Below are 21,591 nucleotides of genomic sequence, written 5' to 3'. Positions count from 1 at the left end.
CGGTGGCGTGATCTCGGGGCGGAGGTTCAGGTGCCCTCGAACGAGCAGAGCGCGTGCACATCCATGCCCATCGCTTCGAGCTTGGCGCGGCCGCCGAGTTCGGGCAGGTCGATGACAAAGGCGCAGCCGATGACATCGCCGCCGAGCCGTTCGATAAGCTTGATGCCAGCCTCGGCCGTGCCGCCGGTTGCAAGCAGGTCATCGACAACGAGGACCCGGGCACCGGGCTCGATTGCGTCGTCATGGACCTCGACCACGGCCTCGCCATATTCCAGCGTGTAGGCTTCGGAGATCACGGGACCGGGCAACTTGCCCTTCTTGCGGATCGGCACGAAACCGATGGAGAGCTGGTGTGCGACAGCGCCGCCGAGGATGAAGCCGCGCGCCTCCAGCCCAACCACACAATCGATGGGTGTGCCGGCATAGGGGTGCAGGAGCTGGTCCACGGCGATGCGCAGCCCGCGCGGATCGGCGAAGAGTGTGGTCACGTCGCGGAACATGATCCCTTCATGGGGGAAATCGGCGATGGTGCGGATGTAATCCTTGACGGTCTTGTGAGATGCCATGGCTCGCGTTCCTTCCTGACTGACCAGCGCCGTATGCGGCGGCGCCAATGAAACGGTTGGGGCTGGTTTGGGCAAGGGGATACGGGGCGAAGGGCGCGGCCTGTGCCAAGATGACGCCTATTGGCAGCCCTTGCTGAGAGACGTCGATCTCTGGACTGATGTTTGTTTGGTCTCTTCGCGGATGTCATCCGACCAATGTCGCTTCGAGCCGTTTGCGGACGCTGGAACTGAGCGCCTTTTGGCATGGAAACAAGGCGAAGCCGCCATGCCAGCGCGCAAGCAGCGAACGTCCCTTCGGGCCGCATCCCTGTCGCGGCTCCCGGAGCAAGGCCAGAGCGGCTTTTCCGATTCAAGCTGGTTCTGAAATGCGTTAACGCTGGGCAACCGGCCCATTTGGCCGGGTCCGAGCGGACGAACGGGACGAAAACGTGCATCTGAGTCAGGAAAACGCGGATGATTGGTGGGAGGTCGAGGCGCTGCTCGACCTGTGCTTTGCGCCCGGGCGGGAGGCTCTGTCCTCCTACCGGCTGCGCGAGGGCGTCGAACCGGTCGCGCAACTCTGCCTGACGGCGCGCGAAGACGGCATCCTCGCGGGCGCGATCCGCGTCTGGCCTGTCCGCGTATCGGGACGCAACGCGGCCCTGATCGGGCCGGTCGCCGTGCACCCGACGCGGCAGGGCGAAGGGTTGGGCGGGTTGATGATTCGTGACGTGGCGGAGCGGGCCGGCGAGATCGGCTGGTCACGCATGCTGCTGGTCGGCGATGCGCCCTATTACGGGCGGTTCGGATTCCGGCGGCTGGACGGGGTGTCGATGCCCCCGCCAACAAACCCCGAGCGCGTGCTCGGCATTGGTGACTGGCAGGGGATTTCCGGAAAGGTTGTGCGCGCGGCCGGGGCAGGCCACCCGCCGAGCCATCAAGGCTGAGGCGGCCCCATGTCGTAGCCGTAATTCGGCCGGACGCCGCGCCGTTCGGATTCATTGGCAATGGTCTCGCAGACCCGGTCTACGGCGCCCCAGATGGTCACGGAGTCTCCGGCCAGCCGGCGGTTGCGACGCAGCACGGAGCGGATCAGGTCGATCTGGTCGGCCGGCAGGTTCCATTGCACATCGGCGGCTTCGCCGGATTCGGGCGGCATGTACCCACGCCAGGCAATGCGCGTGAGAACACGGCGCGCGGTGTCGCTCCGCGTTCTTGGAATGTCGACTATCAGAGTATCTGTCACGTCTCTACGCTCTCCCCAACGCGGTGTGCCGGTCAGGGCACTGGTTACCCGGTCCGACGCGCGTTGACGGACCTCATTCATGTACCGATGACAGGTTGGGGATGATATGCGCCAGCCACTCGCGCTAAACGGCTGCCCCCTGTCCTCTAAACTATGCTAAGTTGCAGAGCGGAAAAGCTCAAGCACCGCACAGATCGCAAATGACTGTCTTTTTGTCTATCGCGTGGCTCCGGTCCCGTGATCGCGTGATGAGACAGACTATCCCTCACGCCTCAGCCTTGTTGGCGCAGCCAGTCCATCACCGCCGAACGCACCGATTGCGCCCCTGCCGCCCGGGCCTCGTCGATCACCTCGCGGACTTCCGCGAGATTCGAGCGGCGCAGCAGATGCTTGACCGGCCCGATGGAAGCCGGCCGCATAGACAGTGTCCGGAAGCCCATCGCCGAGAAACAGAGCGCCTCGACCGGACGCCCGGCATCTTCTCCACAGAAACTCAGAGGTGTCTTCGTCTCTGCGCAGCGCATGACGATCCATTCGAGGAAAGTCAGGAAGGAGACGTTGAGCGTGTCGTAGCGTCGCCGCACGCGTTCATTCTCGCGGTCGGCTGCAAAGAAGAACTGTTTCAGGTCATTGCCGCCCACCGAGATGAAATCGGCCAGTTCGAAGAACTGCTTGGGCGCGAAGGCGAGGCTCGGCGTCTCCAGCATCGCTCCGACCTCGACCTTCGAGGGCAACGGATGGCCAAGCCGCTCCTCGCGGTCCAACTCGTCGAGAAATTGCTGACGCGCGGCGAGGAACTCCTCGAACTGCGCCACGAAGGGGAACATGATCGAGAGCGGACGCCCATTGGCCCCCCGGATCAGCGCCTGGAGTTGCATGCGCATGACGCCCGGCTTGTCGAGGCCGACGCGGATGGCGCGCCAGCCAAGCGCCGGGTTGGGCTCGTCCTGCGGCTTCATGTAGGGCAGCACCTTGTCGGAGCCGATATCGAGGGTGCGGAAGACGACACGCTTGCCCTCGGATGCGTCGATCACGCGGGAATAGGTGGCGGCGAGATCCCCCCGGCTGGGCAGCTTCGAGCGGACGAGGAATTGCAACTCGGTCCGGAACAGGCCGACCCCTTCTGCACCCGAGGATTTCAGCGAGGGCAGGTCGTCCATCAAACCGGCGTTCATGTCGAGCCTGATGGTCGGGCCGTAGACCGTGGTGGCGGGGACCCGGCGAATTGAGGCGTATCGCTCCTGCGCCTTGGTCATCATCGCCATCTTGTCGCGGAAGGCGATCGCGACAGATTCCTCGGGGCGCAGATGCACGATCCCCTGCTCGCCATCGACCAGCAGGTGGTCGCCATTGAGCGCCTCGGTCGTGATGCGCTCGCAATTTATCACCAGCGGGATGGCCAGCGCGCGGGCGACAATCGCCGCATGAGAGCCGACGGAGCCTTCTTCGAGCACGATCCCCTTGAGCCCGCGCCCATAGGCCAGCAACTCGCCCGGCCCGATATTGCGCGCCACGAGAACGGGATTGTCCGGCATCTCGACGCCGGTATCGGAGCCTTGGCCGGTCAGGATGCGGAGCAGGCGGTTCGACAGATCGTCGAGATCGTGCAGCCGCTCGCGCAGGTAGGGGTCCGGGACCTGCTCCATGCGGGCGCGGGCTGTGGTCTGTTCCTTCTCGACTGCGGCCTCGGCGGAGAGGCCGCGCGATATATCCGCCTGCATCCGCCGCATCCAGCCCTTGGAATTGGAGAGCATCCGGTAGGCTTCCAGCACCTCGCGCTGGTCCTTGTCGGCGACATCGGTCTGGGTGAGCATCTCATCGACCGAGACCCTCAACTTGTCGATGGCAGCCTTCAGGCGGGCAAGTTCGGCTTCAGCATCGTCGGAGAAAGGGTTCGTGACAACGACGCGGGGTTCGTGCAGCAGCACATTTCCCTCGGCGGCGCCTTCCTGACCGACGCCTCCGCGCAGCATCACCGGGTTCTGGTGCGGCGCCGACATGGCCGCGCCTTCGCCGATGAACGCGCCCAGCTCCGTCATCTCGGCCAGCACCATGGCAACGACCTCAGCCGCGTAGACCTCGTCTTCGCTATAGGCCTCGGTCCCCTTGGACTGCACCACCAAAACGCCGAGCTTCTCGCCCAGACGCTGGATCGGCACGCCGAGGAAGGCGGAATAGAGCTCTTCGCCAGTCTCCGGCATGAAGCGGAACCCGGCCTCGGAGGGCGCATTGCCGGTATTGATCGGCTTGGTGGACAGCGCGACACGGCCGACAAGGCCCTCGCCCATCCGCATCCGCGTCTTGTGGACGGATTCGGGGTTGAGCCCCTCCGTCGCGCAGAGCTCCAGCGTGTCCTGGTCTCGGAAGAGGTAAATCGAGCAGACGGGGGTCGCCATCTCCTCGGCGATCAGCCGGGTGATGCGGTCAAGCCGTTCCTGCCCTTCGGCCGGCTCTGCCAAGGCCCGCTTCAGCCGACCCAGCAGTTTCCTGCTGCCACTCTGGGTGTCGCTCACCTGTCTCGTCCCTTTGGGGCGACGGGGTGTGACTACCCCGCCTTTTCAAGCCCGAAGGCATCATGGAGTGCCTGAACCGCCAATTCCAGATATTTCCGGTCCACGAGCACGGAGATCTTGATCTCTGATGTCGTGATGACCTTGATGTTGATTCCTTCGGCGGAGAGCGCATCGAACATCTTCGCGGCAACGCCCGTGTGGGAGCGCATGCCGATGCCAACCACGGAGACCTTGCAGACATCATTGTCGACGACGATGTCGTGGAAGTTGATCAGCCCCTTATCGCGGGCGTCCTGCACGGTGCGATCAGCGCGGGCGACCTGGTTGGTCGGGCAGGAGAAGGTCATGTCGGTGCGACCTTCCTCGGAAATGTTCTGGATGATCATGTCCACGTTGACGGCGGCCTCGGAGAGGGTGCCGAAAATGGCGGAGGCGACACCGGGACGGTCGGCGACCGAGACCAGAGTGACCTTGGCTTCGTCGCGGCTATAGGCGACGCCAGAGACGACATTGCTTTCCATGATTTCCTCCTCGTCGCAGACCAGCGTGCCTGCGTTGGGGTCATATTCTTCGAAGGACGAGAGCACGCGCAGCGGCACCTTGTAGCGCATGGCGAGCTCCACGGAGCGGGTCTGGAGCACCTTGGCGCCCAGCGAGGCCAGTTCCAGCATTTCCTCGAAGGCGATCTTTTCGAGCTTGCGGGCCTTCTGCGAGATGCGCGGGTCTGTCGTGTAGACACCGTCTACGTCCGTATAGATGTCGCAGCGCTCGGCACCGAAGGCCGCCGCGAAAGCGACGGCAGTGGTGTCTGAGCCGCCGCGTCCGAGCGTGGCGATGCGGCCTTCTTCGGTCACACCCTGGAACCCCGCGACGACGGCGACTTTCATGCCCTCGGCGAACTTGGCGTTGATATTGTCGGTCGGGATCTCCTCGATCCGCGCTGCCGCGTGGACGGGGGAGGTCTTGAGCGGCACCTGCCAGCCCTGCCAGGAGCGCGCGGGCACGTCCATCTCTTGCAGCGTCAGCGCCATCAGCCCGGCGGTCACGTTCTCGCCGGAGCTGACCACGGCGTCATATTCGCGGGCGTCAAAAAGCGGCGAGGTTTCCTCGACCCAGCCGACCAACTCGTTGGTCTTGCCGGCCATGGCGGAGACGATGACGATGACATCATAGCCATTGGCGACTTCGCGGCCGACGCGCTTGGCGACCCGGCGAATCCGGTCAAGTGTGGCGACCGATGTGCCGCCGAATTTCATGACAAGAAGAGGCATTGTTCCGCCCGTTCCTTTGCGTGTTGTTCGCGCGAGGGCATAGGCGAAGGGGGGGCGGGACGCAAGGGCAGGTCACGGCGCCGGTCGCCTGTTAGCCAAGACAGTGTGCAGAGCTTGCCATGCCGGCCCGTTCAGGAGAGTTTGCGCGCATGAGGTGGAATTGGTGCATTGCGGTGCTGCTCCTGGCGGCGGCGCCCGGTTTGGCGCATGCCCTGGAAGGGCGGGCGCGTGCGATTGACGGCGATACGCTGGAAATCGCCGGCGAGTCCGTGCGGCTGCATGGAATAGACGCGCCCGAAATGGCGCAAAGCTGCGAGGCAGCAGGCGGCGGGCGCTGGTCCTGCGGCCGCTGGGCGCGCGAACAGCTGATCGACATCATCGGCCGTGCGCCGCTGCGCTGCGACGGTCGCGAGCGGGACCGCTACGGTCGGCTCGTTGCCAAGTGCTACCTGCGCGGCGCGGATATCGGCCAAGAAATGGTCGCGCGGGGAGCGGCGCATGCCTATCGGAAATACTCGCTCGACTATGTCGATGCGGAGAAAAACGCTTTCCTCGCGGCCCGTGGCCTCTGGCAGGGCGAGCACCTGCCGCCCGAAGCCTATCGCGCCGGGAAAACACCGCAATCACAGCCGAAGCCTGTCTCGGGCTGCGCGATCAAGGGCAATATCTCCAAGTCTGGGCGCATCTATCACATGCCCGGTCAACGCGACTATGCCGCCACCCGGATCAGCGAATCCAAAGGCGAACGCTGGTTCTGTACCGAGGCCGAGGCGCAGGCGGCAGGTTGGCGCGCGGCGCGGCGCTGAGGCGGCCTATTCCTCGATCTCGTAGGGGAGCTGGTGCCGGCGGTTGACCGGGAAACGCAGCTTGCGCTCCAGTGGAGGGATGGCGCGCTGGTGGCAATCGCGCCGTTCGCAGATCCGGCAGGATGTCCCGATGGGCTCATAGGCAGCGACAGTGCCGGTATCCAGCCCGTCGGCATAAACGAGTTCGGACGCATGGCTGACTTCGCAGCCAAGCGCGATGGCGTAGCGGCGGTCGGGCGTGCGCCAGGCATGGGCGGGTTTGGAGACGTCGCGGGCCAGCAGCAGGTAGCGTTCGCCATCCGGTGTCTGCGCCAGCTGGCGCAGGAAGCGGCCCGGAGTCTCGAAGGCGCGATGCACGTTCCAGAGCGGGCAGGCGCCGCCGAACCGGGCGAATTGCAGCCGCGTGGCCGAATGGCGCTTGGTGATGTTGCCGGCCTGATCGACGCGGACGAAGAAGAAGGGCACCCCCTTGTCGCCAATGCGCTGGAGCGTCGAGAGCCGGTGCATGACCTGTTCGAGCGAAGCACCGAAGCGATAGGCGAGACGCTCTATGTCGTGGCGGGTTTCCTGCGCGGCAGCTCGAAATCGATTGTAGGGCAGCAAGGCGGCACCGGCGAAGTAATTGGCGAGGCCAATCCGGGCGATGGAGCGGGATTCGTCGCTTTGCAGCCGGGCGAGATCGAGCGTGGCCTCCAGTAGGTCCATTTGTGTGATAAGTGCAAGCTGGTGCAGGATCTGGAAATTGCGCGAGGCGCTGTCGGAGCGGGCGGCCAGGGTCAGGATACGCTGCTTGGGATCATAGTCGCGCAGGCCGGTTTCCTCGCTGAGGCGGAGGGTTATGCCGCGCTCATCGAGCGCCTTCTGCGCGGCGGCCATCGGATCATTGCCAGCAAAATGCTCGGCCGCGCGGTCCACCGCATCGATGTGATTGTCGATATAGTGAAAGAAGTCCCGCACTTCGTCCCAGGGCGATGCGGCCACGTATTCGGCGCGCTGCCCGAGGGCGGCGTCGAGTGTGGCCATGCGTTCTTGGGTGCGGCGATAGGCGGAGTGCAGCTCCAGGAAGGCGCGGGTCAGGGCAGGGGCATTGGAGGCGGCGAGCCGCAGATCGGCCTGGGGCGGGGTGTCCGAGAAGAGCGGGTCGGCCAGAACCTCGCGCATGTCCGAGACAAGCCGCTCTGTGTCGCCAGAGCTGAGCTCGGTGACATCCATGCCGAACACCTGCGCCAGCGCCAGCACGACCGTTGTGGAGACCGGCCGGTGATTGTTCTCCATCTGGTTGAGATAGGGCAGGGAAATCCCGAGTTTCGCGGCAAAGACCTTCTGGGTCAGGCCGAGCCGGGTGCGGGTTTCGCGCAGTTTGACGCCGGCATAGAGCTTTTTCTGGGCCATGAGGTGCTTTGCGGTTTTGCGTTTTGCTGCGGGCAGCTTTGCAAATCAGGCGCTGTCGTGCAATTGCCGCTCGCGGCGAAGGACGACGAGCATGGAGAGCAGCGACAGCGCGGAAGAGAGGAACATCAGCCATTGCAGCGGCAGGGGCGTGGCGCTTCCTTCGATCATATGCCCGGACAGAACGGAGAGCGCCGCGCCGCCGCCAATCATGATGAAGCCGCCAAGGCCGCTGGCCGTTCCCGCGAGCTGCGGGCGGACCGAGAGCAGGCCGGCGGAGGTGTTCGGGATGACGAGCCCGTTGCCAATGCCAAGCGTGGTAACGAGGCCGAAAAAGAGCAGAGGGCTTTGCAGCCCGGCGAGGCCGAGCGCGAGAGAGACTGCCATGCCGACGGTCGTGATGCCGGTGCCCCAGAGGATCAGCGGGTTGATGCCGGTGCGCGCGGAGAGGCGGCCGGAGAGGAAGTTGCCGAACATGTAGCCAATGGCGGGGGCGCCGAGGCAGATGCCGGTCCATAAGGGCGACAGGTGGAAGATATGGTCCGCCGCCAAAGGCGCGCCGCCCAGGAAGACGAAGAAGGCGCCGGATGTGAAAGCGGCGCAGAGGGCATAGCCCCAGAAGCGCGGGGAGGTGAGCAGTTCCGGGTAGTCGCGGAATTGCTGTGAAAAGCTGGTGCCAAGCCCGGGGGCGGTCTCACCCTGATCTCGCCAGCAGAGCCAGAAGAGGGCGAGGCCGCATGCCGTGAGGAAATAGAAGATCGCGTGCCAGCCGAAAAGCTCGTCCAGCGCGCCGCCGATCATCGGGGCGACCATGGGGACGAGAGACATACCCATAGTGACGTAGCCGATGCGGGACGCGGATTCGTTCTGGGGGTAGATGTCCCGGACGATTGCACGGGAGAGGACGATTCCGACCGCAACCGTCGACTGGGCCATGCGGAAGGCGAGGAACGTGGCGGCGTTGGGCGCAAGCAGGCATCCGAGCGTGGCGAGCAGGAAGATCAGGATCGACCAGAGTACGACGGGTCGGCGGCCGTAACGGTCCGAGAGCGGTCCGATAAGCAATTGCAGAAAGGCGGTCGTCGCGAGGTAGAGCGAGACCGTGAGCTGCATGACCGCGTAATCCGTGCCGAAATCCTCGGTCATCGCCGGCAGCGAGGGCAGCAGGATCGACATGTTCATCGCAGAGAGACCTGCGAGCAGGACCAGTGTGACGATATGTGGCGGGGACGCGCGGTCGAGGAAAAGGACCTGTCTTGGCGCTGTCATGACGCTGCAGATAGGGGCTCACGGGCGGGAAGTCCATTGCGTGAGGGGCTTTCGGATGATTTGCTATTTTGCAATTTGCAGAAGTTTGATTGCCAAGTTTTTGCAAATTTTCCAAAAGAGCCTTTTCGCCTGCCCCCGGAGAGCGGTACGTGTTTGGGTAGGACATTCTCTGGGGGAGAAGAATATGCGGGATATTCTGGAAGAGCTCGAGGGACGGCGTGCGTCGGCACGGCTTGGCGGTGGCCAGCGGCGGATCGACACTCAGCACAAGAAGGGCAAGCTCACCGCGCGGGAGCGGATCGAGCTTTTGCTGGACGAGGAGAGCTTCGAAGAGTTCGACATGTTCGTCACCCATCGCTGCCATGAGTTCGGCATGGAGGCCGAGAAGCCGGCCGGCGATGGGGTGGTGACTGGCTGGGGCACGATCAATGGGCGGCTGGTCTATGTCTTCAGCCAGGATTTCACCGTCTTTGGCGGCTCGCTCTCGGAGCGTCATGCGCAGAAGATCTGCAAGATCATGGACATGGCTGTGCAAAACGGCGCGCCGGTGATCGGGATCAACGATTCCGGTGGCGCGCGGATTCAGGAGGGCGTGGACAGCTTGGCTGGCTATGCCGAGGTGTTCCAACGCAATATCGACGCCTCCGGGATCATCCCGCAGATCTCGGTCATCATGGGGCCCTGTGCGGGCGGTGCTGTCTACAGCCCGGCGATGACGGATTTCATCTTCATGGTGAAGGACACCTCCTACATGTTCGTCACAGGCCCCGATGTCGTAAAGACGGTGACCAACGAGGTCGTCACGGCCGAGGAACTGGGCGGGGCCTCGACCCATACGAGGAAGTCTTCTGTTGCCGACGGCGCTTTCGAGAACGATGTCGAGGCGCTGGTCGAAATCCGACGGCTCTTCGACTTCCTGCCAATGAACAACCAGCAGAAGGCGCCGGTGCGGCCCTTCTTCGACGATCCGAACCGGGTCGATGAGAGCCTCGACACGCTGGTGCCGGACAATGCCCACACGCCCTATGACATGAAGGAACTGATCCTGAAGGTGGCGGATGAGGGCGATTTCTTCGAGATCCAGGAGGAGCATGCGAAGAACATCATCACCGGCTTCATCCGGCTGGAGGGGCAGACGATGGGCGTGGTGGCCAATCAGCCGATGGTGCTGGCGGGCTGTCTTGATATCGACAGTTCCAAGAAGGCGGCACGGTTCGTGCGGTTCTGCGATGCGTTCGAGGTGCCGATCCTGACGCTGGTCGATGTGCCGGGCTTCATGCCGGGGACCGATCAGGAATATGGCGGCGTGATCAAGCACGGCGCCAAGCTGCTCTTCGCCTTTGGCGAGGCGACGGTGCCGAAGGTGACTGTGATCACGCGCAAGGCCTATGGCGGGGCCTATGACGTGATGTCTTCCAAGCATCTGAAGGGCGATATCAACTACGCTTGGCCGACGGCGGAAATCGCGGTGATGGGCGCCAAGGGGGCGGTGGAGATCCTGCATCGCGCGGATCTCGGCGACGCGGAGAAGATCGCGCAGCACACGCAGGATTACGAGGACCGCTTTGCCAACCCCTTTGTCGCCGCCGAGCGTGGCTTCATCGACGAGGTGATCCTGCCGCGACGGACCCGGCTGCGGGTTGCGCGGGCCTTCGCGAGCTTGCGCAACAAGAAGCGGGCGCAGCCCTGGAAGAAGCACAACAACATCCCGCTCTGAGGTGGGACGCCGGGGGCGACACCCCCGGGACCCAAGGGATGTCTGAAGAAAGAGGATGAACCGGAATGTGGCAATCGAGACCTGGCCGGGAAACAGCGGCGCAATGAGCCGGAAAGGCTGGCATGTGCTGCGCGACGGCGCGCGGGTGACGGTGGCGCGCCAGTTGCCGGCACGGTTTGACGTCGTGGCCGAGACGCGGCTGCCGTCTGCGGGGCGTGCGCGCGTGGCCCAACAGGTCCGTCAGGACATATGGCGGGCGTTGCAGGGGCAGCGCGGATTTTCGCCGGTGGTCGAGATCGAAATGGTCGAGGACGGGTTGCGCGTTCGGGCCGGTGGGCGCGTCGCGGCCGCGCGGTTCGACCGGGGCGGTCTCGAAGCACGGATTGCGGATGTCCTTGAGGCACCGGAAAACCGACGGCGCTGGGTGCGTATGGCCGGAGGGCAGGTTTGATGAAGTGGTTGGGGTTGGTTCTGGCGCTCGGCGCCGGGGCGGCGCAGGCGGAAGAGCTGGTGACGCCCTCGGGGCTGGAGGTGGAGTTCCTCGACCGGGTTGTCGAGGAACAGATGGGCGGACAGGTCTGGCTGACGCTGCGCTATGTCAGCCCGAGGATCGGCTTTGACGAGGGCGAGCTGGGCTATGACGCGGTGGCGGCAGATATCGACCATCTCTGCGACCATGAAGGGTTGCGTGCGGCGGCGGAGGCCGGCGGGGTTGACCAGGTGATGATCGCGCTGATGGACCGTGCGGTTGAACGCGGGGTGCATGACCCCGAGGCGACCATGTTCATCGGGGCATACCTGCCAACGGATGGCGGGTGCGTGTGGCAGTGAAGGACACAACAGAATGCTGAAGCATCGCGGCTTTCCAGGCCGGCTTTCGGGAACCGATTACCAGTTCACGCTGCGGCGGGAGAACAAGGGCGGTGCAACCCCGCTCAAGGCGCGCGAGCGCTTTGCCGACCGCAAACCGGCGGATCGGCGCGCGGATGCGGGCTTTCTTCAGGCGGTGTTGGAGCATTTCGGCGATGCGCCCTTTGAGCGCGGCAACCTTGATGCAGGACGGTTGAGCTGGCTGTTCGGGCGCGAGATCGTGCCTGGCGAGGAAGACTTCGATCCGGCGAGCTACGAGGCGATGCTGGTGGTCGATCTCAAGGCAATCGCGAAGAGCTATCCCGAAGTGCTCGGCAAGTTCGAGATCGTCGACGGTCCGGAAGAGGGGGAGGATTGGGCGTGAATCTGCCGAACCCCCTGAAAGAACGGCAGGAAACAGCCCATTCCATGGGGAGCGTCAGCTTTGGCTTTGCGAATTGTGAAATGCGCGGCAGCAAGGGCTTGGAAGCGGCGCATCCCAACTTCTACGCCGCCTCCGGGATCTTTAGTACCCCTTCCGACTTGAGGCGGCCGCGCACCCCCAACGCATGGCCGCCTTTTTTTCGTCCAGACGAACCACTTGGCGGATGTTTGCCGGATTTTTTCGAGGGATTCACAAGGCTTGCTGCATGCGCCATAGTGTCGGCGCGGCAAACCCGAAACGGAGCAGAAATCCCATGGGAAAAATCATCAAACTCACGACCATCGTTGCATTCGCCGGCTTGCTGGCCGCCTGCGACGAGAACACGAATGTCCAGAACGCGGGGATCGGTGCGGCCACCGGCGCGGGTGTTGCGGCCGTCACGGGCGGCGACGTTGTCACCGGCGCGGCCGTCGGCGCGGCGGCTGGTGCCGTCACCAACGAAGTCAAGAAAATGGCCAACTGACGAACGGACATTTCCGGGGCATGACCCCGAACTGAGATATTCGGCCATCGGAGTGTATCTCTCCGATGGCCTTTTTTGTGGTCTGTGCAAACGGACGGGCGCTGGGGAGGCGCTGCCGGGACAAGAGGGAAGGGACGGAGCATGTTCAAGAAGCTGCTGATCGCCAACCGTGGAGAGATCGCCTGCCGGGTGATCAAGTCGGCGCAGAAAATGGGGATCAAGACCGTCGCCATCTATTCGGATGCCGACCGGCACGCGCTTCATGTCCAGATGGCGGATGAGGCGGTGCATATCGGGCCCTCGCCCGCCAACCAGTCCTATATCGTCATCGACAAGGTGATGGATGCGATCCGCAAGACCGGCGCCGAGGCCGTGCATCCGGGCTATGGTTTCCTGTCCGAAAACCGCAAGTTCGCCGAGGCGCTGGAGGCCGAGGGCGTCGCCTTTGTCGGTCCGCCGGCCTCGGCCATCGAGGCGATGGGAGACAAGATCACCTCCAAGAAGATCGCACTCGACGCGAAGGTCTCCACGGTGCCCGGTTATATGGGCCTGATCGAGGATGCCGAGGAAGCAGTGAAGATCGCCAACAAGGTTGGCTACCCGGTGATGATCAAGGCTTCCGCGGGCGGTGGCGGCAAGGGGATGCGGATCGCCTGGAATGACGAGCAGACCCGCGAGGGCTTTCAGAGCTCGAAGAACGAGGCGGCGGCGTCTTTCGGCGATGACCGGATCTTCATCGAGAAATTCGTGACCCAGCCTCGTCATATCGAGATCCAGGTGTTGGCCGACAAACATGGCAACTGCATCTATCTCAATGAGCGGGAATGCTCGATCCAGCGGCGCAACCAGAAGGTCATCGAGGAGGCGCCGAGCCCCTTCCTCGACCCCGAGACCCGCGCCGCGATGGGCAACCAGGCCTGCGCGTTGGCCAAGGCGGTGGGCTATGCGTCGGCCGGCACGGTCGAGTTCATCGTCGACGACAAGAAGAATTTCTACTTCCTGGAAATGAACACCCGGCTGCAGGTCGAACATCCGGTGACGGAGCTGATCACCGGTGTCGATCTCGTCGAGCAGATGATCCGGGTGGCCGATGGCGAGGAACTCGACATCGAGCAGGACGACATCGGCATCAAGGGCTGGGCCGTCGAGAGCCGGCTCTATGCAGAGGATCCCTATCGCGGCTTCCTGCCTTCGATCGGCCGGCTGACCGACTATCGCCCACCAGTCGAAGCGGCGACTCATGAGAAGGCGGTGCGCAACGATACCGGCGTCTATGAGGGCGGCGAGATCTCGATGTTCTACGACCCGATGATCGCCAAGCTCTGCACCTGGGGGCCGACTCGCGCCAAGGCCATCGACCATATGCGCGACGCGCTGGACGCCTTCGAGGTCGAGGGGATCGGGCATAACATCCCCTTCCTGTCGGCGGTGATGGACCATCAGCGCTTCATCGACGGCAATATCACCACCGCCTTCATCGAGGAGGAGTTTCCCGACGGGTTCAACGGGGTGGAACTCAGCGAGGAGAACAAGAAGAAGGTGGCGGCCTGTGCGGCCGGCATGTTCCGCGTGGCCGAGATCCGGCGGACCCGGATCACCGGCACGATGGACAACCACAAGCGCAAGGTCGGCACCGAGTGGATCGTCTCCGTCGATGGCGAGGAATTTCCGATCAAGATCGAGGCCAACAGGCATGGCACGACGGTCGTTTTCGAGGATCGTCGCATCGGGATGAAATCGAAATGGACGCCGGGGGACTCGCTCGCGGTGGTCGACATTGCCGGAAAACGGCATTTCTTCAAGGTGGACAAGATCACCTCCGGCTACCGCATCCGCTATCGCGGCGCCGACATGAAGGTGAATGTCTTCACCCCGCGTCAGGGCGAACTCGCCCGGCTGATGCCGGAGAAGATCGCGCCGGACACCTCGAAACTTCTGCTTTGCCCGATGCCGGGTCTGGTCGTGACACTCGGCGTGCAGGTCGGCGACACGGTGCAGGAGGGTCAGGCGCTCTGCACGGTCGAAGCGATGAAGATGGAGAATATCCTGCGGGCCGAGCGCGGCGCAGTGGTGTCGAAGATCAATGCCGGACCGGGAGACAGCCTGGCTGTTGATGATGTGATCATGGAGTTTGAATGACAGGTTCCGAAACCGCCGAAGGCTCTTGGTCGGCCCGGCTACCGCTCGTTTCGATGGCGAGCGTGCTGCTGGGCTTCGCGGCGTTGCAACTGGCGGCATTCCTGAATGCGGGGGTGTTCGAGTACCCGCTGGACGATGTGTATATCCATCTCGCCGTCGCCGAACAGATTGCGGCGGGGGGCTATGGGGTGAATCCCGGGGAAAACGCCTCCGCTGCCTCCTCGCTGCTCTATCCGTTGCTGCTGGCGATGGCGCCGGGGAGCGAGGTCCAACGGGTATTGCCGCTTTTGTGGAACCTGCTCGCCCTTGCGGCAAGCGGCTGGATCTGGGGGCGAATCCTGGTGCAGGCCGGTTACGAGTCCTGGCCACGCTGGGTCGGGCTGCTGCTCGCAGGCGCGGTGCCGCTGCTGCTCAATATGGCGGGAATCGCCTTCACCGGCATGGAGCAGAGCCTGCATGTGGCAGCGAGTCTCGCGGTAATCCTGGGCATGCTTGTGTTGTTGGACGAGGACCGGGTCACGCCGTTGTTGCTGCTTGGGATCGTGCTCGGGCCGGCCTTTCGTTTCGAAGCGATGGGAGTGTCGCTGCTGGGCGCAGCGCTCCTGGTCTTGCGCGGCCGCTACGCGCTTGGCCTGCTGTTCGGGCTGCTGGCGCTGGCGGTGGCGGGGCTGTTCATGGGGCTGCTGGTCGCGCTCGGGATGGATCCGTTGCCCTATTCCGTCCAGGCCAAGATGGGCACGATAGGCGATCTGGGCCTGCGGGACCGCATTCTGGTCAACTTCATCGTGAACTTCAAATTCACTGCGGCCTGGGCGCTGCTAGCCGCGCTTGTCATTGCGCCGCTGATGTTCCTGCTTGTGCCGGGGATGGTCCGCTCGCCGCGCCGCCTGCTGCTCTATGCTGTCATGCTGGCGCTGATGGCGCATCTCCTCGTTGGCAAAGTCGGCTGGATGAACCGCTACGAGAGCTACATCCTGCTATCCGCGATGGCCGGGCTTCTCGCGCTCGCGGCACAGGGGGGGCGCGGCGCGCTGTTGGGCGCGTTGCTGCCCGCAGCAATCGTGGCATCGTCCTACGTGCCCGACCATGTTCTGCGCTATCCCTTTGCGACCCGGACCATCGACCGTCAGCAGGCGCAGATGGCCCGTTTTGCCAAGCAGGTTCATGCCGGTCCTGTCGCGGTGAACGACCTCGGCTGGGTCTCCTGGGGCAATCCGAACTACGTGCTGGATCTCTGGGGACTTGGCTCGAAAGACGCGCAGGACTATCGCATGAATGGAGGTCTCGAGGACTGGACGGACAAGCTTGCCGGCGTGCATTCGGTCGATCTCGCCATGATCTATGACGATTGGCTTGCCGACCACATCGGGGCTGATTGGGTCCGTCTCGGACAATTGGAACTGACCGGGTCGCATTACTTCGCCGCCCGGCCGGAGGTCGCTTTCTATGCGACCGGTCCGGAGGCTGTTCCTGCGCTGCGCGACGAGCTTGCGCTGTGGGCGGAAGATCTGCCGGAAGGCGCCAGTTTCACCTTTTCGCCGGAGGGGCCGACAGAATGACCGGCCCCGCCTCGCATCACTGGCCGATTGATCCGCTCCTGTCGCGGATCTCCTGCCGCCGAAGCGGGGTCTTGTCGATGGAGCGGGCAATTTCGCGGGTCGACCACGGCGCGGGCTTGCGCAGCTTGACCTCGCCGTCCTTGTCCACGAGCACCAGCGCGAACCCGCGCGGGCGCAGCGTCTTGCGCACATCCGTTCGGGGCTCGGGATCGGTATCGGTCAGCACCACGACATCGCGTTCGAGCAAGTCGCGCGGGCGCTCGCCGATCATCTCCATCTGCTTGATGAAGCGCGGATCTGCCGGCGTGTCGGCGAAGATGACGAGCACACGCTTCTCCCAGAGATACGCGTCGAGATCGATTCCAGCGGCAGGCAGGATTTCAAGCCCCGCTGGCGTTTCCGTCACGGTTTCAGGCGCGTCTTCCGGCGTGGCAGCGGCCTCCTGGGCCGCCACGGAAACCGGCTGGACCAGCGTCAGGCTCGAAACAAGCAACAGCGTCAGGGGGATGCGGGGCAAGTCAGGCTCTCCTCGTGTCCACAGTGATATAGGCGAGCCGGAACAGAAATCTAAGAGGAAATCGCGCGAATTTGCGACTCGGGGCATTATCCTTAACGGCCCGGCAAGGGGCGATGGGCTATGGCAGGGGTCAAGACCCCTTTCGCGCAAGAACTGCGCGGAGCTGCCAAACGGAGTCCTGACCCTGATGCACGTGACCCTCCATCTCGGCGCGCACCGAACCGGAGCCACAACCCTGCAACGTTTCCTCGGCCGCAATACGCATCTGCTGGCGGAGGAGGGCGTCGCGTCCTGGCTGCCGCCCCAGACCCGGCGCGGGCTCTTGTCCGGCCTTGTCCGATCGCCGGATGCGATCACGCTCCCGCTCGAAAGGCTGGGAAGACATTCCTGTGGCCGACTCAGAATGCGGCAGCACCAGATGGAGCGGCGCGGGCTCTCCCGCCTTCTCGTCTCGGAGCAAAACCTGCTCGGAACGGCCGCCAATTGCCTGAAATCCGAACGACTCTACCCCTGGGCATTCGAACGGCTGGACCGGGTCGTGCCCGGCTTCCACGAACGCTGCGATCGAATCATTTTGTCGATTCGCGCCTATGACCGATTCTGGGCCTCTTTGTTGACCCAACAGGTGCTCAACGGGTTTCCCGCGCCGGACCGCGCAGCGCTGGACCGCCTCGTGACCCAGCCGCGCCGCTGGCGTCGGATAATCGAGGAGATTTCAGCGGCATTTCCGCGCGCCCAGGTGATTATTTGCCCCAGTGAACGCTTCGCGCCCCGTCCGGAGCAACAATTGGCTGTCATGACAGGGGGTTCGCTGTCTCCGGGTTTCGCGTCTCGCATGGCGGGTGTGCGCTCTTGGGAGGCGCGCGGAGCGACGCCAGAAGATATATGCGAGGTGATGGCGGATTGCGGCCACCTCGCCCCGATTCCGATCAGCAGCGATGAACGATGGCTGTTGTTCGACCGAGATCAGCGAGAGGCTCTCATAGCGCAATATGCCGAAGACCTGGCATGGCTTCGCGCCGGCGCGAATGGTCACGCAACGCTGATAGAACGCGCGGACGCTGATGAGCTGCGCAACATGGACATGACAGGAGGACCCTTCCCCGATGACCGACAAGAAAACACCCCAGGACTGGGCTGAGATGGCCACGAAGGAGCTGCGCGGCAAGCCGCTTGATGCTCTGACGTGGGAAACGCTCGAAGGCATCAAGGTCAAGCCGCTCTACACGGCCGAAGACACTGCCGATCTTCCCCATATGGGCTCGCTGCCGGGCTTCGAGCCCTTCACGCGCGGCCCCAAGGCAACGATGTATGCCGGCCGCCCCTGGACGATCCGTCAATATGCCGGTTTCTCCACCGCCGAAGAATCCAACGCTTTCTATCGCCGCGCGCTCGCCGCCGGCCAGCAGGGCGTCTCGGTTGCCTTCGACCTGGCCACGCACCGTGGCTACGATTCCGATCACCCGCGCGTTGAAGGCGATGTCGGCAAGGCCGGCGTGGCGATCGACAGCGTCGAGGACATGAAGGTCCTGTTCGACGGCATCCCGCTCGACAAGGTCTCGGTTTCGATGACCATGAACGGTGCCGTGATCCCGATTCTCGCCAACTTCATCGTTGTCGGCGAAGAGCAGGGGCATGACCGCTCGGTGCTCGCCGGGACCATCCAGAACGACATCCTCAAGGAGTTCATGGTCCGCAACACCTATATCTACCCGCCTGAGCCCTCGATGAAGATCATTGGCGACATCATCGAATACACCGCCAACGAGATGCCGAAATTCAACTCGATCTCGATCTCGGGCTACCACATGCAGGAAGCCGGCGCGGATCTCGTGCAGGAGCTTGCCTTCACGCTGGCCGATGGGCGCGAATATGTCCGCGCGGCGCAGAAAGCCGGGATGGAAGTCGACAAGTTCGCCGGCCGTCTGTCCTTCTTCTTCTGCATGGGCATGAACTTCTTCATGGAGATTGCCAAGCTGCGCGCTGCCCGGACCCTCTGGTCGCGCATCATGACCGATCTCGGCGCCAAGGACCCGCGCTCGAAGATGCTGCGCACCCACTGCCAGACCTCGGGTGTCTCGCTGGCCGAGCAGGACCCCTATAACAACGTGATCCGGACCGCCTACGAGGCGATGTCGGCCGCGCTCGGTGGCACCCAGTCGCTGCACACCAACGCGCTCGACGAAGCCATCGCGCTGCCGACCGATTTCTCGGCTCGCATCGCCCGCAACACCCAGATCATCCTGCAGGAAGAGACGCAGGTGACCAAGGTGGTCGACCCGCTCGCCGGCTCCTACTACATCGAGTCGCTGACCAACGAGCTGATCGAGAAGGCCTGGGCGCTGATGGAAGAGGTCGAGGAACTCGGCGGCATGACCGCAGCCGTGAACTCGGGCATGCCCAAGCTGCGCATCGAGGAATCGGCGGCCAAGCGCCAGTCGATGATCGACCGCGGTACGGAAGTCATCGTCGGCGTCAACAAGCACAAGCTTGCCGAAGAAGCCGAACTCGAGATCCTCGATGTCGACAACATGGCCGTGCGCAAGAGCCAGATCGAGCGTCTGGAGAAGATGCGTGCCGAGCGCGACGAGGCTGCCTGCCAGGCAGCCCTTGCCGAGCTGGAGCGTCGTGCCAAGGAAGGCGGCAACCTGCTGGAAGGCGCGGTCGAAGCGGCGCGCGCCCGGGCGTCTGTTGGAGAGATCAGCATGGCGATGGAGAAGGAATTCGGCCGTCACAAGGCAGAGATCAAGACGCTGTCCGGTGTGTATGGTGCGGCCTATGAAGGCGATGACGAGTTCATCTCGATCCAGAAATCGATCGAGGTCTTTGCCGAGAAGGAAGGCCGTCGCCCGCGGATGCTCGTGGTCAAGATGGGCCAGGACGGTCATGATCGCGGCGCCAAGGTGATCGCCACGGCCTATGCCGATATCGGCTTCGACGTCGATGTGGGCCCGCTCTTCCAGACCCCGGAAGAGGCCGCCCAGGACGCCATCGACAACGACGTGCATATCGTCGGCATCTCCTCTCTGGCAGCTGGCCACAAGACGCTGGCCCCGCGCCTCGTCGAAGAGCTGAAGAAGCAGGGCGCCGAGGACATCATCGTGATCTGCGGCGGGGTCATCCCGCATCAGGATTACGAGTTCCTCTACAATTCCGGCGTCTCCGCGATCTTTGGCCCGGGCACCAATATCCCCGCCTCCGCGCAGGAGATCATGGATATCATCAGCAAGAAGAAAGACACCGCCGCCTGATCTCGGGCAGCGGGGCGGAGATCTCTTCTCCGCCGTCTGAAAAGATGCAATGAATAGGGGCGGGCCGGATCTGGTCCGCCCTTTTTGCGCGAGGGGCAATGTTTGAATTCGATCATCTGGCGGTGTCCTGCGAGACGTTGGAAGGCGGCGTGGCTGCGCTGGAGGCGACGCTAGGCGTGCCGCTCGGGACGGGCGGGCAGCATCCGCATTTCGGCACCCATAACCGCCTTCTCTCGCTTGGCGGGACCGAATATCTCGAAGTGATTGCCATAGATCCGTCGGCGCCGCCGCCGGGCCGGCCGCGATGGTTCGATCTCGATTCTTTCTCGGGCCGACCACGTTTGACGAACTGGATTCTGCGATGCGCGGATATGACGACCGCGCAGGAAGCGCTCGGGGCAGGGATTGGAGTGCCGATCGCGCTCAGCCGCGGCGCGTACCGCTGGCAGATGGCCGTGCCAGAAGATGGCCGGCTGCCCTTCGACAATTGCCAGCCGGCCGTGATCCAATGGGAGAGCGACCACCCTGCGCCCATGCTCGAAGACAACGGCTGTCGGCTGGCAGAGCTGGTGATTTCTCACCCCGACGCCGAGTCGCTGCGCGACCGGCTTCAACTGGCCGATCCACGCTTTCGTTTCGAGACCGGTCCGACCGGGATACACGCCGTCATCGACACACCCAAGGGGGCGCGCCGGCTCGATTGAGCTTCAGAGGATCTCCAGCGGCGTCGGTCCGTCAGGGGGCGGGAAAATCGCATCAAGCCGGGTCCGGACCTCGTCGGTCAGGACAATCTCGGCCGCCTTCGCGTTCTCTTCGACATGCTCGACGCGGCCCGCTTTCGGGATGGCGATCACGCCGCCGCCGTCGATTGTCCAGGCCAGCGCCAACTGGGCCGCGCTTGCCCCGATCTCGCGGGCCAGCGCGATCAGCTCCGGCTCGACCAGCAACCGCGCCTGATCGACTGGTGAATAGGCCATGATCGGAACCCCGTCTTCGCGCGCTTCCGGCAGCAGGTCCCATTCGATGCCGCGGGTCGAGAGATTGTAGAGTACCTGGTTGGTGGCAGCGGCTGCGCCGCCCGCTGCGGCCAGGTCCTCCATGTCATAGGGGTCGAAATTCGACACGCCCCAGCGGCGGATCTTGCCCGCCGCGATCAGCCGCTCGAACCCGTCGATGGTCTCGTCCAGGGGCACGCCACCGCGCCAGTGCAACAGGTAGAGGTCGAGCCGGTCGGTGCCCAGCCGCGTCAGCGAGCGCTCGCAGGCTGCGGCGACACCGTCGCGCGAGGCGTTATGCGGATAGACCTTGGAGACGAGGATCACCTCCTCGCGCCGCCCCTCGATCGCCGCGCCCACGAGCTTTTCAGAGGCGCCGTTCCCATACATCTCCGCGGTGTCGATCAAGGTCATGCCAAGGTCGATCCCGCGGCGCAGCGCGGCGATCTCCGCCTCGCGCCGAGTGCCGGAGTCGCCGATATACCAGGTTCCAAGGCCAAGGCTCGGGACGTGCGTCCCGTCGGGCAAACGGATTGGCCGCATGGTTGCAGCTCCTTCTCACTGACTGCATCGCTGCTGTTATGGCGGCTCGGGGCCGCCCGGACCACGGGCATTCA

20 protein-coding genes are annotated in these 21,591 nt (G+C 63.9%); 12 read left to right on the top strand and 8 right to left on the bottom strand.

Going from position 1 to position 21,591, the window contains the following annotated elements:
- Positions 1-26: 26 nt before the first annotated feature.
- Positions 27-566, bottom strand: a complete 540-nt coding sequence (locus tag R3X27_RS21550) for an adenine phosphoribosyltransferase (protein ID WP_317710965.1) — start codon at positions 564-566, stop codon at positions 27-29.
- A 428-nt stretch (positions 567-994) separates the two neighbouring features.
- On the opposite strand from R3X27_RS21550, the gene R3X27_RS21545 reads away from it, so the two are divergent.
- Positions 995-1,492, top strand: coding sequence for an N-acetyltransferase (locus R3X27_RS21545; RefSeq protein ID WP_317710964.1), 498 nt, complete (start codon positions 995-997; stop codon positions 1,490-1,492).
- Here R3X27_RS21545 and R3X27_RS21540 read toward each other — a convergent pair.
- From R3X27_RS21540 to R3X27_RS21530, 3 genes are all read right to left on the bottom strand, one after another.
- Positions 1,483-1,791 (bottom strand): hypothetical protein, encoded by a 309-nt coding sequence (locus R3X27_RS21540; protein WP_317710963.1) that lies wholly within the window; start codon positions 1,789-1,791, stop codon positions 1,483-1,485. The genes R3X27_RS21545 and R3X27_RS21540 overlap by 10 nt on opposite strands.
- Positions 1,792-2,063: 272 nt before the next feature.
- Entirely contained in the window at positions 2,064-4,304 is a 2,241-nt protein-coding gene (ptsP, locus tag R3X27_RS21535) for a phosphoenolpyruvate--protein phosphotransferase (RefSeq protein WP_317710962.1), read from the bottom strand.
- 32 nt (positions 4,305-4,336) lie between these two features.
- Positions 4,337-5,575, bottom strand: coding sequence for an aspartate kinase (locus tag R3X27_RS21530; RefSeq protein WP_317710961.1), 1,239 nt, complete (start codon positions 5,573-5,575; stop codon positions 4,337-4,339).
- 149 nt (positions 5,576-5,724) lie between these two features.
- On the opposite strand from R3X27_RS21530, the gene R3X27_RS21525 reads away from it, so the two are divergent.
- Positions 5,725-6,381 (top strand): thermonuclease family protein, encoded by a 657-nt coding sequence (locus tag R3X27_RS21525; protein WP_317710960.1) that lies wholly within the window; start codon positions 5,725-5,727, stop codon positions 6,379-6,381.
- A 6-nt stretch (positions 6,382-6,387) separates the two neighbouring features.
- Here the strand turns inward: R3X27_RS21525 and R3X27_RS21520 are convergent, their stop codons facing one another.
- Both R3X27_RS21520 and R3X27_RS21515 read right to left on the bottom strand, forming a co-directional pair.
- On the bottom strand, positions 6,388-7,773 hold the full coding sequence (locus R3X27_RS21520) for a short-chain fatty acyl-CoA regulator family protein (protein ID WP_317710959.1): 1,386 nt from the start codon (positions 7,771-7,773) through the stop codon (positions 6,388-6,390).
- Positions 7,774-7,818: 45 nt separating this feature from the next.
- Positions 7,819-9,039 (bottom strand): multidrug effflux MFS transporter, encoded by a 1,221-nt coding sequence (locus R3X27_RS21515; RefSeq protein WP_317710958.1) that lies wholly within the window; start codon positions 9,037-9,039, stop codon positions 7,819-7,821.
- Positions 9,040-9,223: 184 nt separating this feature from the next.
- Between R3X27_RS21515 and R3X27_RS21510 the strand changes: the two genes are divergently transcribed.
- The 7 genes from R3X27_RS21510 (at position 9,224) to R3X27_RS21480 (ending at position 16,211) form a co-directional block, all read left to right on the top strand.
- A complete protein-coding gene (locus tag R3X27_RS21510; RefSeq protein WP_317710957.1) occupies positions 9,224-10,756 on the top strand; it encodes an acyl-CoA carboxylase subunit beta in 1,533 nt (510 codons plus the stop codon).
- Positions 10,757-10,811: 55 nt separating this feature from the next.
- Positions 10,812-11,207: a hypothetical protein gene (locus R3X27_RS21505; RefSeq protein WP_317710956.1), complete on the top strand. Its 396-nt coding sequence runs from the start codon at positions 10,812-10,814 to the stop codon at positions 11,205-11,207.
- Positions 11,207-11,587, top strand: coding sequence for a DUF6497 family protein (locus R3X27_RS21500; RefSeq protein ID WP_317710980.1), 381 nt, complete (start codon positions 11,207-11,209; stop codon positions 11,585-11,587). Before R3X27_RS21505 ends, R3X27_RS21500 begins: the two co-directional genes overlap by 1 nt.
- 13 nt (positions 11,588-11,600) lie before the next feature.
- Positions 11,601-11,990, top strand: a complete 390-nt coding sequence (locus R3X27_RS21495) for a hypothetical protein (protein WP_317710955.1) — start codon at positions 11,601-11,603, stop codon at positions 11,988-11,990.
- A gap of 313 nt (positions 11,991-12,303) precedes the next feature.
- Positions 12,304-12,513: a hypothetical protein gene (locus tag R3X27_RS21490; RefSeq protein WP_317710954.1), complete on the top strand. Its 210-nt coding sequence runs from the start codon at positions 12,304-12,306 to the stop codon at positions 12,511-12,513.
- A gap of 141 nt (positions 12,514-12,654) precedes the next feature.
- Complete coding sequence (locus R3X27_RS21485) at positions 12,655-14,652, top strand: acetyl/propionyl/methylcrotonyl-CoA carboxylase subunit alpha (RefSeq protein WP_317710953.1); 1,998 nt, start codon at positions 12,655-12,657, stop codon at positions 14,650-14,652.
- Positions 14,649-16,211 (top strand): hypothetical protein, encoded by a 1,563-nt coding sequence (locus R3X27_RS21480; protein WP_317710952.1) that lies wholly within the window; start codon positions 14,649-14,651, stop codon positions 16,209-16,211. Before R3X27_RS21485 ends, R3X27_RS21480 begins: the two co-directional genes overlap by 4 nt.
- Positions 16,212-16,227: 16 nt before the next feature.
- Here R3X27_RS21480 and R3X27_RS21475 read toward each other — a convergent pair whose 3' ends face one another.
- A complete protein-coding gene (locus R3X27_RS21475; protein ID WP_317710951.1) occupies positions 16,228-16,728 on the bottom strand; it encodes a DUF4174 domain-containing protein in 501 nt (166 codons plus the stop codon).
- Positions 16,729-17,146: 418 nt separating this feature from the next.
- On the opposite strand from R3X27_RS21475, the gene R3X27_RS21470 reads away from it, so the two are divergent.
- The 3 genes from R3X27_RS21470 (at position 17,147) to R3X27_RS21460 (ending at position 20,683) form a co-directional block, all read left to right on the top strand.
- Entirely contained in the window at positions 17,147-17,869 is a 723-nt protein-coding gene (locus tag R3X27_RS21470; protein ID WP_317710950.1) for a hypothetical protein, read from the top strand.
- Complete coding sequence (scpA, locus tag R3X27_RS21465; protein WP_317710949.1) at positions 17,835-19,979, top strand: methylmalonyl-CoA mutase; 2,145 nt, start codon at positions 17,835-17,837, stop codon at positions 19,977-19,979. Before R3X27_RS21470 ends, scpA begins: the two co-directional genes overlap by 35 nt.
- Positions 19,980-20,077: 98 nt before the next feature.
- On the top strand, positions 20,078-20,683 hold the full coding sequence (locus tag R3X27_RS21460) for a VOC family protein (protein ID WP_317710948.1): 606 nt from the start codon (positions 20,078-20,080) through the stop codon (positions 20,681-20,683).
- A 3-nt stretch (positions 20,684-20,686) separates the two neighbouring features.
- Here the strand turns inward: R3X27_RS21460 and R3X27_RS21455 are convergent, their stop codons facing one another.
- The gene (locus tag R3X27_RS21455) at positions 20,687-21,517 is read right to left on the bottom strand and encodes an aldo/keto reductase (protein WP_317710947.1); all 831 of its coding nucleotides are present in this window, start codon (positions 21,515-21,517) and stop codon (positions 20,687-20,689) included.
- Positions 21,518-21,591: the final 74 nt, after the last annotated feature.

Origin of the sequence: Tropicimonas sp. TH_r6 (assembly GCF_033101155.1) — a bacterium.
Taxonomy (GTDB): domain Bacteria; phylum Pseudomonadota; class Alphaproteobacteria; order Rhodobacterales; family Rhodobacteraceae; genus Tropicimonas.
Note: the sequence above shows the minus strand (reverse complement) of the source record. Positions and strands in the feature narration are given on the sequence as shown.